General features: G+C 35.2%; 15 protein-coding genes. 6 read left to right on the forward strand and 9 right to left on the reverse strand.

What is annotated here, in order from left to right; genetic code table 11:
- Positions 1-118: 118 nt before the first annotated feature.
- Entirely contained in the window at positions 119-592 is a 474-nt protein-coding gene (locus tag FGL66_RS08485) for a thioesterase family protein (protein ID WP_180809382.1), read from the forward strand.
- 58 nt (positions 593-650) lie between these two features.
- Here the strand turns inward: FGL66_RS08485 and FGL66_RS08490 are convergent, their stop codons facing one another.
- On the reverse strand, positions 651-1,682 hold the full coding sequence (locus FGL66_RS08490; RefSeq protein WP_180809383.1) for a PTS sugar transporter subunit IIC: 1,032 nt from the start codon (positions 1,680-1,682) through the stop codon (positions 651-653).
- Positions 1,683-2,057: 375 nt separating this feature from the next.
- Entirely contained in the window at positions 2,058-2,960 is a 903-nt protein-coding gene (locus tag FGL66_RS08495) for an alpha/beta hydrolase fold domain-containing protein (RefSeq protein WP_180809384.1), read from the reverse strand.
- Between the two features lie 186 nt (positions 2,961-3,146).
- On the opposite strand from FGL66_RS08495, the gene FGL66_RS08500 reads away from it, so the two are divergent.
- A complete protein-coding gene (locus tag FGL66_RS08500; protein WP_180809385.1) occupies positions 3,147-3,761 on the forward strand; it encodes a hypothetical protein in 615 nt (204 codons plus the stop codon).
- Between the two features lie 66 nt (positions 3,762-3,827).
- Here FGL66_RS08500 and tenA read toward each other — a convergent pair whose 3' ends face one another.
- The 3 genes from tenA to tcaR form a co-directional block, all read right to left on the reverse strand.
- Positions 3,828-4,529, reverse strand: a complete 702-nt coding sequence (gene tenA / locus FGL66_RS08505; protein ID WP_180809386.1) for a thiaminase II — start codon at positions 4,527-4,529, stop codon at positions 3,828-3,830.
- A gap of 211 nt (positions 4,530-4,740) precedes the next feature.
- On the reverse strand, positions 4,741-6,105 hold the full coding sequence (gene tcaA / locus FGL66_RS08510) for a membrane-associated protein TcaA (RefSeq protein WP_180809387.1): 1,365 nt from the start codon (positions 6,103-6,105) through the stop codon (positions 4,741-4,743).
- A gap of 102 nt (positions 6,106-6,207) precedes the next feature.
- The gene (gene tcaR, locus FGL66_RS08515; RefSeq protein ID WP_180809388.1) at positions 6,208-6,672 is read right to left on the reverse strand and encodes a MarR family transcriptional regulator TcaR; all 465 of its coding nucleotides are present in this window, start codon (positions 6,670-6,672) and stop codon (positions 6,208-6,210) included.
- Positions 6,673-6,807: 135 nt separating this feature from the next.
- Here tcaR and FGL66_RS08520 point away from each other — a divergent pair, with 135 nt between their 5' ends.
- Complete coding sequence (locus FGL66_RS08520; RefSeq protein WP_180809389.1) at positions 6,808-7,749, forward strand: YdcF family protein; 942 nt, start codon at positions 6,808-6,810, stop codon at positions 7,747-7,749.
- Between the two features lie 184 nt (positions 7,750-7,933).
- Here the strand turns inward: FGL66_RS08520 and FGL66_RS08525 are convergent, their stop codons facing one another.
- Entirely contained in the window at positions 7,934-8,611 is a 678-nt protein-coding gene (locus FGL66_RS08525) for an ABC transporter ATP-binding protein (protein ID WP_180809390.1), read from the reverse strand.
- On the reverse strand, positions 8,608-9,666 hold the full coding sequence (locus FGL66_RS08530) for an ABC transporter permease (RefSeq protein WP_180809391.1): 1,059 nt from the start codon (positions 9,664-9,666) through the stop codon (positions 8,608-8,610). Before FGL66_RS08530 ends, FGL66_RS08525 begins: the two co-directional genes overlap by 4 nt.
- Before the next feature lie 285 nt (positions 9,667-9,951).
- Here FGL66_RS08530 and FGL66_RS08535 point away from each other — a divergent pair, with 285 nt between their 5' ends.
- Positions 9,952-10,629, forward strand: coding sequence for a response regulator transcription factor (locus tag FGL66_RS08535; RefSeq protein ID WP_180809392.1), 678 nt, complete (start codon positions 9,952-9,954; stop codon positions 10,627-10,629).
- On the forward strand, positions 10,622-11,986 hold the full coding sequence (locus FGL66_RS08540; protein ID WP_180809393.1) for a sensor histidine kinase: 1,365 nt from the start codon (positions 10,622-10,624) through the stop codon (positions 11,984-11,986). The genes FGL66_RS08535 and FGL66_RS08540 overlap by 8 nt, the downstream gene beginning before the upstream one ends.
- Before the next feature lie 70 nt (positions 11,987-12,056).
- On the opposite strand, the gene mqo is transcribed toward FGL66_RS08540, so the two are convergent.
- Positions 12,057-13,562: a malate dehydrogenase (quinone) gene (mqo, locus tag FGL66_RS08545; protein ID WP_180809394.1), complete on the reverse strand. Its 1,506-nt coding sequence runs from the start codon at positions 13,560-13,562 to the stop codon at positions 12,057-12,059.
- A gap of 432 nt (positions 13,563-13,994) precedes the next feature.
- On the opposite strand from mqo, the gene FGL66_RS08550 reads away from it, so the two are divergent.
- Positions 13,995-15,164 (forward strand): glycosyltransferase family 4 protein, encoded by a 1,170-nt coding sequence (locus tag FGL66_RS08550; protein WP_180809395.1) that lies wholly within the window; start codon positions 13,995-13,997, stop codon positions 15,162-15,164.
- Positions 15,165-15,228: 64 nt separating this feature from the next.
- On the opposite strand, the gene FGL66_RS08555 is transcribed toward FGL66_RS08550, so the two are convergent.
- The gene (locus tag FGL66_RS08555; RefSeq protein ID WP_180809396.1) at positions 15,229-16,833 is read right to left on the reverse strand and encodes an L-lactate permease; all 1,605 of its coding nucleotides are present in this window, start codon (positions 16,831-16,833) and stop codon (positions 15,229-15,231) included.
- Positions 16,834-17,205 lie beyond the last annotated feature (372 nt).

The following is a 17,205-nucleotide window of genomic DNA, read 5'->3' on the forward strand; positions in this document are numbered from 1 at the left end:
TATAATGAAGATGAGAAAACCATCTTTGAGACGTAGAACTCTAAATATGAACTGACGTAAAACGCTGTTATTTGATCTCTTTATCGCTATACTTAAGTTTAAACATAAGGAGGAAAAAATGTTACAATTTCCATTTAGTGACCAAACCGTAGTTGATGCACGTTGGATTGATCGTAATGGGCACATGAATGATTCCGAATATGCACGTGTATTTAGCTTGGCAATTGACCATTTTCATGACCAAATTGGTTTGACGACCGATGAACGCATACGTCGACATTATACTGTGTTTACACTCGAAACACACATTTCTTATTTAAAAGAGCTAAAAAAAGATACGGCCATTGAAGTTCGTGTATACATTTATGATTTAGATCATAAGCGAACACACTTTTTCTTAGAATTGATTAATACTGATCAGCAGATATTATGTGCTACTGCAGAAGTAATGATGATGGGCATTAATCGCTCGACAGGACGTTCATCAACCTATCCAAAAGACATTTATCAAGCATTACAACATTATTATACTTCACAGGACATACAACAATGGCCCCAACAACTCGGTCATCGCATTAACATTCCAAAATAGAAAACAGCGTACGCACCATATTTTTATGGTTGGACGTACGCTGTTTATTTATAATACATTACGCATCAGCTGCACCACGTGCAATCATATCTTGTTTCGTAACAATTGGATAATTTTTAAAGACGATAGAGCCTAAAATACCCGCGATTAAACCGATAATAGCCATCACAACGCCGTACAATACAACAGTCAACCAATCATTAAATCCGAACATAACAAGAAAACCAGCGATAGGTGTTGCTGTGCCTGTCGCATCATTAATCATGCCCGATAGCGCAATTACAAGTCCTGCCGCTGCACCACCAAAGAAGTTTGTAATATATACTGGAATTGGATTTGCTGATACAATATCTGCTTGTGACAAAGGCTCGATACTTACGGAAATCGTAGATTTACGATCACCTAAACGCAAGCGATGGAATAATGCACCATTCATAAATGCAGAGCTAAACGCTGCCATCGCACCAATCGCCATAGGTACACCTGTCAGACCGAGCAATGCTGTTAGTGCCATGGAACTCAGTGGCGCTGTTCCGACAACTGTAATAATACCGCCGAGAATAATTCCCATAATAATCGGATTTGTATCAGTAGAACTTTGGATAATATCTCCAATTTTCAATAATGTGTTGTTCACCACAGGTGTTAGTCCAACTGCAATTAAGCGTGATAACGGTGCAATAACAAGCACTGCACCAATTAAATCTACACCGTCTGGTACATATTTCTCTGTATACTTCATCAAGTAACCGATTAAATATCCTGCAAAAAAGCCTGGTAATAAATCCATACCTCCACACGCTGCTGCAATAACGAGTGCATATACAGGTGAAACACCGATTGCTAATGCAGTCAGCCCTGCTGCTGCAACACCGCCAAGACCTCCTGCTGCATCTCCGAGTTCTCCTAAAAACTTAATGCCTAGCACTTCACCACCAACATATTTGTTAAAAGCTTCAACCAAAAATGTTGCAATTGCTGCATTTGCCAAAGCCCCCATAGCACGCATACCGTTTGGTGCTTTGTAAGTAAATAACGTAAAAATAACGAGCACTAAAATCAAGAACAATGTACCAATAAGTAAATCCATATGATCCCCCTCTTAGATGATAGAAGCTCAATCAGCTCCAATAAATTTCAAAGTTTTAAGATTTTTCTATACACAACATTCTACTAAATTAATTACTTTATTGCACGGAACTTTTTGTAATTTCTAATAAAATAAAAAATGTAAGCATTTACAAATGTTTAAATTGAAAAGTGCTTAAAGCAAACGAGTGACCTGTTTACTTTAAGCACTTTTGTTTTTAAATCAACTTATTGATGAACTGACCAAAAGTCCTATATCTGTTAATTGTTCATTACAGCATACATTATTATAACAAATATAATTTAGTGTAAAATCCCTCACTTACACTGTTCGTTTTTCATAAAAGATACAACAAGTGCCATTATTTATACACTTTTATTCATCAATTGTTTTACGAATTTGTTTCAATACTTTATGTGATTCTACGATTGGATAAAGTGGGAAAGCTGTAACCATATCTTTATACACGTAAAAATTCAAGGGCTGTTGCTCAGCATCAAAATAATCTCTGAGTTTGCACATATCTGGATAAAAAATTTCACTCGTCCCACCGAACATATGCACAGCCGGTAAGCCACGTACACTGCCATACATTGGAGACACACGTGGATCCTTACGCTCCAAGTCACCCGCCCATACTTTTGCAATCTGCTGCAAGCTAAATAAATTTTGTACAGGATCCTGCTTTTGTACTTGATCTGTAATATCCGGATTAGAAAGCGATAAATCGAGCCATGGAGAAATTAAATACAGCTTGCCGGGCAACGGTAGTTCCTCTTGTTTTACCAATTTTTGTACAAAACTTAATGCCATATTCCCTCCGGATGCATCCCCCATAATCACAATATTTTCTGGCTCTGTTTCTTTGAGTAATCGACGATATACATCTTCAATAGCAGCATGCGTTTCACGATATGTATAGTTCGGCGCCTTGGGATAAATAGGTAATATGACTTCATGTAAAGTTTCATAAGCAAGCTTGTCCATAAAACGCCAATGAAATGCTGAAGGTTGTAGTACAAATGTGCCACCATAAATATAAATGATTTTATTTTTGATATGGTGACCAAAATTAAAGCGAAATACTTGCATCTCATCAAACATATCTTTTACTAGGTTTGATTTTACATTGATTTGGTCTGGTTGTTTGTGTTTTTCCTCGTTGAGTGAACGACGCTTATCTAAAAAGGCTTCTAGCTCTGGCTCGGACTTAAACTTCATATGACGTTGTTGTGATAAATAACGCCCCATAAGCTTACTCATAATATTACGTTTCAACAGAATCCCTACTTTCAGTTTTTAATAGTAAAGTCATTATAATATGTTTTTTATTGCAATGCTGTTAAAAATATAAAAAGATATACTTCAATATTTTTCAGTTTAAAGTCATATCCCCCAAACACTTTGCAACTTTTATATCTTATAATATAATTAATCATTATTATTTACATAAAGGAGTTATTTATGACAGCACCTATTCATACACAACCTGAAATAATGTACCGTACACATCGCATCAAAAAACGTCGCTCATGGATAAGTTTTATTTTAACTTTTATCGCTATGGTGCTTACTGCTATTGCAGCATATAGTATGTATCGTGAAACATTGTTTACAATCGGCTTTTTAAACCAAGATGTATATTATGATCAGTTTAAAACATTCACAGAGCAATTAACCCGTCAGACACTAGTTGACTTGTCCGAAATTGAACAACGCCTTAACTATTTACGCATTGCATTGCGCTGCTTTTTTGTGTTATGTCTTATCAACATTATCTTAGCCTTACTTACATTACTTTTTAATCGTACATTGCTAAAACTAATCAATTGGATAATTTCTGTATGTATTACTTTCATTCCAATCGGTTTTTTGTACATTATACGTGAAGTCGCTGAACAACTCTCCGATAAACTTGCACCTGTACAAGCACTTATCGGTACTGTTGATCCTAATACAATCATTACAGCTTCAAGTGCGCTATATAATGCAGCAATACTTACAGGAATTGCAACAGTATTATATTTTATTGCACTCTTTTTTCGCAATCGTAAATCTAAACTACACGAATCAAGTTAACACAACTATACTGAAGTGAGTCAAAACTTGGCATATTATTCAAGTTTGTCCCACTTCTTTTTTATACTACTCACTATATTGGGTCATGACTTCTTCTGGTAATGGCCACATTTCCAAGCGTTCTGCCATATCCCAAAACATATGCTCATAATAACTTGTACGTACGACAATATCTTCTAATACTTGTAGTTCCTCTTCAGTCTTCCCTTCTGCAACACGATCCATAATCTTTATCGTTTGCTCAGTTAAGTCTGTAAATTCATCTGAACTATACATTTGTATCCATTCTCCATAAAAAGGATGTTCCGCTGCCCCTTCAAGTTCATTTAATGCCCGTCCAATATAATTATAACTCCACGTACATGTTAAAACTGCTGCAATGACATTCTCGACGCCACCTCTTTGAGCGACATCTAACATATAACTCGTATAACTTGTTGTTGTGCTTGCTGGTTTTGTCTGTGTCAAAGATTCTTCTGAAATACCAAACTGTGCAGCATATTGTCTATGTAACGACATTTCTGTATTCAACGTTTCATAAACCAGTTTACCGAATGTTGTCATCGTCTCAAGATCTGTCGCTTTTGTTACACCCAGTGCAAATAAACGTGTATAGTCAATTAAATAAACATAATCTTGTTTTAACCAATGTTTAAATTTCTCTTTGTCTAAATCCCCTGTGCCAATCCCTTTTACAAATGGATGTTCTAAATAATGTTTCCAAATGGGTTCAACGCGCTCATAAAGCCGTTCCGAAAACGTTTTCATACACTCAAATCCCTTCCTTATTTATTATATATTCAAAATCTCAAAAAAAACCTAAAAAAGCAAGCATGATTAGAAGACTTGTACCATAAAACTTTAATTTTCTAAAAATTTTAATCTTAACTGTATCTTGAATAATTGAAGTATTTTGTTATTCTCAATCTAAAAAGCACCTGAAACAGTCCATTATCAACTCTTTCAAGTGCTTTCACATTTATTCATATTGTTCGTAGTTCACTACCTTTAAATTAGAACCATCATCATCACCCTGCAATAAATAATGCGCCTGCTTGGTTTCCCCTTCTTCTTCAGTTTGTACGATGACGGAATAAAAGCGATCTGTTTTATTCATATCAGTAACTTTAACATTTTGATCATCTATTGCTTTCTGATTACGCACACGTGTTTTCATCACTTTATAATATTCCGTATCTTTCAATATATACGGTGTGATTGCAGACATACTCTTATCTTTATATGCTGTATTCAAAGCGGAAGTGTATTTTTCAATAAAGTCTGTAATTTTATTCAATGTATCTTTTTCTTGTGCTTCTTTATATTTTTTTATCGCATCGTCATTAAACTTTACTGTTACTTTATTATTTTCTTTACCTTCTACTGTTTTAATCTTTTGCGTATGGGTTTTAAATACTTTATTTTGTACTTTTCCTTGTGCAGATATAGTCAACTCTTTATTAAGTGGGAATGGTCCGTAAGCTTCATGCTCTTTATAATCAAAAGTTTCTCCATTAATCATAATTTTTAAGGTATCTTGATCTAACGAATCACTATCTTTTAGGGAGACTTTTACGTGTGCTTCTTCAAATTCTTCTTTAACATGCACTCTATCATGATCACTAGAGGATGTATCAAATTTCAGTTGACCATTGTATGTACCACGTGATGTTGTTTTTGTTGCTTTTATCGTATATTTCCCAGGAATAAATTCACTTAAAACGATCGGTTGATCTTGCTCACCCATCACTTTTTTCTTTGCACCGTCTGCTACAAATTCATATGTTGCTTTTGTATTTGGCTTGAGTATCGCTTGTTTCATCGGTGCTTGAAAGCTTAAATTATCGAATATCAAATATCTTCGTCCATTTTTACTAATGCGTAAAACTTTTTGACCTTTATCTGTCCTAACTTCATAAGAAACGGGTCGATCTTCATCTAAGTGAGAGACGGCTTGATTGACTTTCTTTCCGAATTGTTTCATTCCCATTTTATCTTTAATAAAGGCAATATAAATCCCCGCTTCTTTACGACCAACTTTGTTATTTTTTGTACTTAATAACGTCGCAACTTTTGATGTATCATCATTATCAACTGCATTAACTAATAACTTTGCTTGTGATTCAGGCGAATTAAAGTTCTTTAATAATAAAAATAAGATCGTAAGTAAAATAATAATAAAACTTAAAATAATAAGTGGGATTAATTTTTTTATAGATTTTGTTGTATCATGAGTTGGTTCATCTCGATTTGGTGGTTCAACTGCACTATTCACTTGGCGTCGACAATGTGTACAATGTTGCTTCGTTTTTATATGTTCTTTGCAATACGGGCATTGTTTCATCTCTCCACCTCCTCCTAGCTTCAAAATCCCCATTGTTACCATTTTAGCTTATGTACTTGTTTTAAACATCATACGTGAGTTGGATATGTATCACTATTTATACTATAATTTTTTTAATTGAGATTTAAGACGTGTATCTATTTTTTCTAAAACAACGCGTGTTTCTTCAATTTGATCAATCGGGATATCAGACAACATCTCTGTTGCTAAATCTGCAATCAAATGTCGTGAAGCTTGGACATATTCCATACCATATTCTGTTAAAGAAACATATTTTAATCTCTTATCAGAACCTGCACCTTGATATGCCCATTGTACAAGTGACAAGTCGAGCAATTTTTTAATACGTCGACTCACTGCTGCTTTATTGACACCTTGCCTCAAAGTAATCTCTGTTAATGTCATTGCCTTTTCATGGGATAGCATCAATAATACACTTGATTGTTCATTAGAAATAGCATATTGTTCACGCAGGTCTTTTAATAAACTTGCAGTCAATGCATTCATATTAGTCATAAATTCACCCATAAAACGGATATGTTGATCCATCATTACTTTGTTTGTCATTCAGGTCACCACCTTTTCATTCTTAAAAATATTCCTTATTATCGTATCAACTATTACATCACAAAGAAACTATTATTTTCAGCAAAATTTGAAGACATTTCATACAATAAAAAGACTTACGAGGACGTGTAATATATGACATTATTACTTTTTATATCGACATTATTATATCCCATTCTACTCACTACGGTAAAATATGTTCGTTGTCTAACTTGGGTATATATGCTTTTTCAAATTTTACTTATTTTGAATATGATTATTGTTACACTTGCCGATATGCTTGAACAAATACCTTGGTTGACATTAAGTCTAGCACTACTCATTCTAACTTGCCTTTTACTTCAAAATTTTGACATATTTAAAGCACAGTATGGAAAAGTATTTATATTACGCATTGTATGTTACACTTACGCAGTTTTTAGTCTAGGTCTAGGCAGTTATCTTATTGCCCATATTGTTCCTGCATATATTGCGATATTATTTCACTTGCTTTCCAATCTTTCATTCGTTTTTTTATTGTCTTGGCCAATCTATTTATTCCTTTCTGTACATTTAAAACAAACACGTCCTATTTCAATGCCTCAAACGCTTATCGTACTCGGAGCAGGCATATGGACAGAATATGTATCACCATTATTACAAGCACGACTTGATACTGCACGTTGTCTCGCCTCTCAACACACACATTGGATTGTCAGTGGTGGACAAGGTGCTGATGAGCCTGTTTCTGAAGCGTGGGCGATGCGACATTACCTTATCACTCAAGGTATTCCAGCGTCATTGATCACAATGGAGTCACACTCTACAAATACAAAAGAGAATATACGTTATAGCGCTCCCCTCATCCAATACAGTAAGTCTTGCATTATCGTAACAAGTGATTTTCATCTATTGCGGGCATTGCGTTTAGCACAAAAAGAAGGTGTCTACGCAGGTGGATATGGTGCACCTTCTCCACTCCAGTACCGTGCTAAATCTTATATCCGTGACTATTGTGGGCTATTACTACACTATGCATTACTTTGGATTGTTTTTTGCATCATTCATCTCTCTCTACACTTATGGCTATATCTATAAAAAATTGTATATTAAAAAAAGAGCAGGATAGAAAGCGCATTTTAAAAAAAGCTTTCGTAATCCTGCCCCAATAAGCATGATTCGTAATGAAAAGTTTGTTAAGGTTTATTTTCATCTCATGTACTACTATTTACGTATGTTCATTCACTAATTCATGAGGGATTTTTACTATGATCAGATTCTTTTATGATGGCTTTTGAACAAGTTGACCACGATCTAAATATAATATACGATCTGCATATTCAAAAAGTCTGACGTCATGTGTAACCATAATACCTATAATATTTTCACGATGAATATGTTTTTTAATCATCTCTACTACTTCTGTTGCACGTTGAGCGTCCAAACTTGCAGTAGGTTCATCTGCTAATAAGAGTTTGGGTTGATTCATCCATGCACGCATAATCGCCACACGTTGTTTTTCACCACCAGATAGCATATGCGGATAAGCTTCTAAACGATGGTGCAATCCGATGTCTTTCAACAATTGCTCTGCTCTTATTAAAGCATCTTTTTTAGACATACCTGCCTCTTTGCCAACTGTTGTCAATTGATCTTTGACTTTCAAGTAGGGTAATAAATGTGAAGCCTGAAAAATAAAACCAATGTCATTCAATCTTTTATGGGTCTGTTCTTTCGACAACAGATTTGTTAACGCTAAATCATTCAATATAACTTCCCCTTGAGTAGGAGATAATAGACCCCCTAAAATAGAAAGTAATGTTGATTTCCCAGAACCTGATGTACCATTTAAAATAACAAATTCCCCAGCTTTTACATTAAAATTTAACCCTTTTAAAACCTTTGTTTGAGCTTCTCCCTGTCCGAATGTTTTCACTAGATTTTTAACTTCTAAACTCATGCAAGTCCACCTCCTATTGCTGCAATGGGATCAACTTTATACACACGGATAAATGACAGTAACGCACCAACCAATGCGACAATCATAAAAATAATAACAGCACTTAATACAATTATAGGTGTCATCACAAAAGGCATTGTTATAGGTAAAATCAGTGATACGCCTAACACTAATAAAATACCTACAACGACACCGAGCATTGTTACACTCACAATTTGTAAGATAAGTGCAGCTAACAAGTGTGACGTCTTAATACCTATTGCTTTTAAAATACCAATTTCAGATGTTTTTTGAATTGTCATGACATAGAAAAATGCTGTTAATACTATTGCTGTAATAACAAATAAGCTGACAATCATCATATTAAGTGGTAGTTGCTCTGCTTGATAACTTGGTATGGCATCTTTCAACTCGTCTTTAGAAACAACTGAGGCACCCTCTATATCTTTCAAGTTGTGTATCTGACTTTCACTTTTATCATCTAACGGATAGGCCGCTACTGCCATACGATGATTTGTTATATTTTCAAGACCTTGTGATGTCACCAATCCAACATTAGCATGTGCATGCATAGTATGTTTTGTAAAACCAACAACCTTTAGCTTGGTATCTTGAACACTAATACGATCCCCTATATTTAGACCTTCTCCTGTCAACTTATGATTTAATATCACTTCATTGCTATGCTTAGGATATCGTCCCTCTGATAATGGTGGCTTATCATCATTTCGTATATTGGTGTATATTATTTCTTCATTCTGTCCATCAAATTTTGTCGTCATTAGTGCAAGTTGGATGGGATCAACGTCAGTAATCTTTTCAGCAGCTTGTTGCATCTCTTTCGTAAGTTTTGACTTTTCTAATTGCTGCTCAGCATCTGATTCGACGATATAGTATTCCGCTTTAAAACTATTTAACAATGAGACATTTTCTCGAGCTAAACCTTGCGCTAAGCCTGTAATAAACAACACCATACTCGCCAATAACATAACGATCAATAAGATTAACATATATCTGAATTTGTAAAATTTCAGTTCATCTAAGGCTAACTTCATATATTATGTACCCCTTCCTTTTTCATCATGTAATGACTATATAACGACTATATGAACAGAATATGAACAACTCTAAAAAAGTGAGTCAGAAACCTCATTTTTGCAAAAATTTTTCATAGTCCTGCACGGAAAATAAACTCAGAAGTAAAAAATTCATTAAACGTACTTTCACTTCAGTCACTTACTGCCTTTTATAGAGATTTGCGCACTGATTTAGCATCATTTTTCTTATGTTACAGTTCCTGTGATAAAATGAGTTAAAAATGATAATGAAGGACTGAGGTTATGACAATTAAGTGTCTTATTGTAGACGATGATCCTGAGATTTTGACGTATGTCTCATCGCATATTACAAAAGAGGGTTACAAAGCAATTACCCAACCAAATGCTGAACAAGCACTAGACTACCTTTCTTCACAAACCGTTGATATTGCTATTGTAGATATTATGATGGATGGAATGGATGGTTTTACGCTATGTCAAACTTTAAAATACGATTACGAGTATCCGGTGATTATGTTAACCGCAAGAGACGCACTAAGTGATAAGGAACGTGCGTTTTTAGCAGGAACAGATGACTACGTAACGAAACCTTTTGAAGGGGCTGAACTCATTTTTCGTATTAAAGCGGTCCTTCGTCGTTATCAAGTCCAAACTTCGGTTGAACATACACTTGGTAATGTTGTTATTAATCAAAGTGAACGCATGACAAAAGTAGGCGCAAAGGGGCTGATTCTCCCCAATAAAGAATTTGAACTGTTAAATCTGCTTGTTGCTTATCCTCAACATGTTTTCGAACGTGAAGCATTGATTACTAGAATATGGGGATTTGATTATGAAGGGGATGAACGAACAATTGATGTTCATATTAAGCGACTAAGAAACAAGTTAAAAAAGTTAGACGCAAATATTCAAATTGAAACCGTGCGTGGTATTGGGTATAGGGTGACGACTCATGCTTAAATCTCTTTATTCACGTGTTGCTCTGTACACCCTTAGCGTTATGCTTGTGAGTGCATTGACAAGCTTCTTAATCACTAATGTATATTATCATTTTGTATTAAAAGAACAAAATGATGCCAAAGTTATGGCGACTTTAAAAAGAGCAGATGCTTATAAAGATGTTCACGATGAAGATGAACTTGTACGTTATTTAACATTGCTGGGGGATTTGAATTATCAAGTGATCTCAGTCGATGAAAAACAACAAACACGCCACTATGGTTCAAAATTTCGTAAATATAATTTAAACAAGCAAACCATTCAGCATGTCTTAGATGGCAAAGACTACCATGGTATTCGTCAACGTCCATTTAACCCTGTTATTACAGGTTTTTTCGATAATGAATCTCGCAATACAGTCGGTACACGGTTTCAAACAACATCAGGCTACTATGCTATATTTATACGTCCAGACATTGGTTACTTATTAGCAGAATTCCGATATTTTCTCATTATCTTACTATCGTTGCTTATCTTATTTTCAATTGGTCTTGTCATATGGTCAACTTATACACTCGTTAAGCCTGTTCAACAGCTCAAAGTCGCTACCGAACGCATGATGAACGGTGACTTCCATACACCTATTACCGTAACGCGTTCCGATGAGATTGGCACACTCCAGCGACATTTTGATACAATGCGTGTTGCACTGAAACAATTAGATGACATGCGTCAGCACTTTGTTCAAAATGTTTCACACGAGATTAAAACACCACTCACTCATATTCATCATTTACTCACTCAACTTCAAGAAGAGCCCGACAATCAACAACAAGCAAAATATATTCAAAAAATCTTTCAAGAAACACACCGGTTAAGTCAACTTACACACCAATTGTTACTCCTCTCTGAAATGGACAACGATACACATTTACAATTTAATGATACATTTCAAATGGATACAATGATTCAACACATTCTTACCAATGAGAGCTATCAAATTGAGCAGAAATCATTAAGTATTTTATATGATTTGGAATCAATCACATATACGGGTAACCAACGTTTACTCACTCAAGCTATCGAAAATATTATTCGTAATGCCATTAAATATACGCCTTCATTGGGTACAATAGAGATTAATATGCATTGTAAGGCACATCAAATGATAATTGACGTAACAGATGATGGACCTGGTATGGATGATGTTACACTCAAACAGATTTTTAACCGCTTTTATAAATCAACAGCTCATACTGATAGCAACGGACTCGGTCTTGCAATTTCTCAATCTATTATTAAACGTCATAATGGACAAATCACTGTAAAAAGTACACCACATATCGGTACTACCTTTACGATTGCATTGCCACTATAAAACTTTAATACAAAAGCCATGGTTTCAGAGATAACTTTTGACCTCCGAATCCATGGCTTTTATCATGATTCTAACTCAATAATGTACCCGTTTTATCTAAATGCAAGTACTGAGACACTTCATCATTTAATTGTTTAAATAACTCTTGATCATCTGTAAGTTGTTTACCAAATGATGGTATCATTTCCTTAATATGTGACTCCCACTTTGGAAAGTCGTTAACAAATGAACGTTGTAAAATATCTAACATTACTGCTACTGCTGTTGAGGCGCCGGGCGAAGCACCTAATAATGCTGCAAGCGTACCATCTTGAGAGGTGATCACTTCTGTACCAAATTGAAGTGTTCCTTTCCCTTTATCATCTGTATCTTTAATGACTTGTACACGCTGTCCCGCAACGACAACTTCCCAGTCTTCATTTTTAGCATTTGGCACAAATTCACGCAAGTCATCCATACGCTCATCATTAGATAACATCAACTGTTGTACTAAATATTTCGTTAAACCCATTTCTTTTGCACCTGCAGCGAGCATGGTTACGAGATTATTCGGCTTAACTGACTTTACAAGATCAAAGTATGAACCTTGTTTTAAAAACTTTGGAGAAAATCCAGCAAATGGACCAAAGAGCAACGTACGCTCTCCATCAATATAACGTGTATCCAAATGTGGCACAGACATTGGCGGTGCACCTACTTTTGCTTTACCATATACTTTAGCATGATGTTTCGCAATGACATCTGGGTTTTTACATACTAAAAATAATCCACTCACTGGGAAACCACCGATATGTTTAGACTCAGGAATACCTGTTTTTTGCAATAATGGCAGACTGGCACCTCCAGCACCAATAAAGACAAACCGAGATACTACCGTAAATACTTTGTCCGCTTGAATATCTCGTATTTTTACCGTCCACGTCTTATCTTTATGCTGTTTTAAGTCTAATACTTCATGTTCGTAGTGAACAGCCCCCCCACGTGCTTCCAGCTGTGATAAAAGTTGTGATGTTAAGTCACCGAAGTTGACATCCGTTCCTGAATTATCACGTGTTGCTGCAATAGGTGTTGTTGTATTTTGACGCCCTTCCATAATTAATGGCACCCATCGCTTTAGCGTCTCCGGATCATCAGAAATATCCATGCCACTGAATAATACATTTTCTTGTAAAGCTTTAACACGGTTCTTTAAAAACTGCACATTTTCTGTCCCCATCACAAAACTCATATGTGGCACTGAACGAATAAAGGCTTCTGGCTCTGGTAATTGACCATTTCTAACAAGGTATGACCAAAATTGTTTAGACACTTGGAATTGCTCATTAATTTTAATCGCTTTTGTGATATCCATCGTGCCATCTGGACGCTCGCTTGTATAATTCAGTTCACATAATGCAGAATGCCCTGTCCCCGCATTATTCCATGCATTAGAGCTTTCCTCAGCACACTTACCAAGGCGCTCAAAAACATTAATATCCCAGTCTGGTTGTAACTCTTTTAGCAACGTACCTAGCGTAGCACTCATAATACCGCCACCGATAAGTACAACATCTGTCTTGTTATGTAAGTTATTCATAACAATACAGTCCCCCTTTTCACCTATTCGTAATATAATATATAGCATTAATCCAATGTCTTTATTTACAAAGACATCAACTTCTATGCAACAATGCTGCGTACAAAATAGAATACTGTATTTATACCATCATACAGTCAGCATTGTATTGCCCTCTATACCATTGACGAGAGCATGAGATAAAATGTCCAACTTTGTATCCCATCTCTTTAATAATTTAATTATATACCTAATAGCAGTCAGAAAAAAGCGCTTACTTCATAAATTTGTTATTAATCTTGCAATGATGCATTAAATTGCGCAATAAAAAAATTCAAAAATGATAGAACAAAATCCTTTTATCTTCTCTCATTCTATATATGATAAGACAACGTTTCACTCTATAACATGATATAATGAATGAAAAGTATTTCACAGATTGAGAGGTGCATCATGAAATCCATTACATTTTTAATGCACAACATTTATGCTGTTGGCGGCACAGTTAAAACGATTACAAACTTAGCAAACCAACTCGTCCAGCAAGGTCATACTGTAAAAATTATTTCTGTTTTCCAATCTCAACGTGAACCTTATTTCGAGTTAGATCGACGTGTACATGTAACGTCACTCGTTAACTATCAATTTAAAGTACGCAATATTATACCACTAACTGCCAATCGTATACGTAAGTTCACACCTTTATTAAAACCGAATATCATATCTATACATGAACCTGGGCGCAAGCAATATTCGAGTTATATTGAACACAAATTGATAGAAGCCATTCAAAAAGACACATCTGATGTCATCGTTGGTACAAGAGCGAGTCATAATATTTTAATTGCACGCTTTGCCCATTCACAACAATATCGCGTCGGTATGGAGCATATGAATTTTACAGCTTATACTGAACAATATCGCAATGAAATTGTACATCATTATCAAAATTTAGATGCCATCACAACATTAACTGCACTTGATCAATCACATTACGCACAAGTGCTTACTACAACACCTATATTTGTGGTTTCAAATATGATAGATGAAAAAAGATACCATATGATGAAGCAACGTCAAATCATTGCGGCAGGACGATTTGAATATGAAAAAGGATTTGACCTTCTAATCGAAGCGGTTTACAACATTCAAGAAGACTTACGTGATGAGGGGTATACTGTCCAAATCTTTGGAGAGGGACGAGAGAAAGAAGCCATCGCACAATCTATTAGTTATTTACGATTACAAGATTTAATTTTTATCCGTCCAACAACCCAACATTTAAGTACCTTTATTGCAGAAAGTCAGATCACTTGTATTCCCTCACGCAATGAAGGTTTTGGGATGACAATTTTAGAGGCGATGAATCAAGGAAGTATTGTCGTCAGCTTTGATGGTAATGTGGGGCCTTCCTCTCTCATCCAACACAATATAAATGGCTTTCTCGTACCTTACAAAGATGTCTCAAAGCTAGGACAACAGCTATTAGACATTATACAGAACTACAACGCACGCACTTTAAAACCAATTCGAGAAGCCGGCTACAAAACAGTATCAGATCACCATCCAGAACATATTTATCAACAATTTCGAGCCATGCTTGATACTTTTAGAAATCACTAAAAAGCACGCACAACCTAGCGCTCAATACTTAGGTCGTGCGTGCTTTTCTTTATATGAACTTACTCTAATGAATGATCATTGATAAGATGAATGTCCAAATACACCATACAACAAGTAAGCCAACACTATATTTTAATGCCATTTTTAATAATTGTGATTCTTTACCAACTTGTTTAACAGCTGCTGTCGCAATTGCGATAGATTGTGGTGAGATCATTTTAGCAATCGCACCACCTGCTGTATTCGCTCCTACAAGCAACGCACCACTTGTTCCAACCTGAGGTGCTACTGAAGCTTGAATTGGTGCAAATAATGCATTGTTATTCACAACAGAACCTGTCATAAACACACCAATCCAACCTAAGATAGGTGATAGGAATGGGAAGATTGCACCTGTTTTGGCAATACCTTCACCCATTGCTGCTGTAAGTCCGCCGTATGTTGTTAATTTGGCGATAGCAAGAATTAAACAAATTGTTAAGATTGGTAACCACAGCTCTTTAAATGCTTCTCCAAGTAATTCACCTGCACGTTTAAAGTTAACTTGTTTAGATAATAATATTGTAATGACACCAGCAATCAATAATGCTGTACCTGTTTGATTCAATAAGTTAAATGTCAATGTAATAGGTTGATGAGACACGTCATTCATTGTACCCGGTATGCCGAATTGCAATGTTAAGAATGAGAGTGCGCCACCTTCTATAAATAATCCTTTAAATGCTTTTGTACTCCAAATTAATACCAGTATTGTTAAAATTCCAAATGGACTCCATGCATATAATATTTCTTTTGCACTATGATGTTTTACTTCTACTTTTGGTTCATCTGTGTGCAAACGGAAAATATTTTTAGGTTGGAATTTTTTAGATACAACAGCTAACACACCCATAGATGCAAGTGGTGGTAAAATGTCGATCAATTCTGGACCTTGGAAATAACTTAAAATCACTTGTAAAATAACAAACGGAATGACTGTTGCTAAAATTGCTGGTAGTGTTTCACGAATTCCTTTGAAACCATCTAAAATAAAGACTAATAAAAATGGTAAAAAGATTGTTAAGATTGGTAAACTTGTAATAAGTGAGCGTGTCACTTCTAATGCTGTAATATCACCATGTAATTTTAGTGTATCTACAACAGCAACTGGTAAACCAATAGCACCATATGCACCGGCAGCACCATTCGCTACTAAGCATAGCATCGCCGCTTTCAATGGTTCAAAACCAAGTTGAATTAATAACACAGCACAAATTGCAATCGGTACACCGAATCCTGCTACACCTTCTAAAAAGGCATTAAAACAAAAACCAATTAACAATAATTGAATACGTTGGTCTTCAGAAATAGTTGTAATACTATCTTGAATGACTGAAAATTGACCTGTGGCAACAGTTACTTTATACAACCAAACGGCCATCATAACGATAAAGCCAATCGGTAAAATACCTTGATAGAAACCTTCTATTACGCCACCTGTTGCTATACCTATCGGTAACTTGAATACAGATAATGCAATAACAACAGTTACAACTAATGTTGTTAACGCTGCGTAGATCCCTTTCATTTTAAAAACTGTTAAACAAAGTAAAAATAAAACAATTGGAATACTTGCGACTAATGCAGATAACGCAAGGTTTTGAAATGGATCAAATGACTGTACTAACATCTCTTTCATCTACCTTCAATATTTATTGTGATTTATTTCACATGAAAAATATACCACGTCTTTTACTTCAAATCAATACTTCGTGAAAAATTTCTCATCTATATAAATAACACTTATTAATAATTACTAAATTCGAACTATTCAAAAATGTAACTCTATAATTACTTTATCAAATTAACATTAATCTTAGCATCTTTCAATAGGTGATTGAGTCATCAGATGTCTAAAGTACAAAATTAAAAGCGTGTAACAGAAACCGCTCTTCAAAGATTTCTGTCACACACCCAATAAAAACTGAATCTACACATGTTCTATCTTCTATCAACTAATGTTTGAATTATATGGTTCAACCTATTGTAAGTTCTAGTAGAC

It is taken from the genome of Staphylococcus sp. 17KM0847 (assembly GCF_013463155.1).
Classification (GTDB): domain Bacteria; phylum Bacillota; class Bacilli; order Staphylococcales; family Staphylococcaceae; genus Staphylococcus.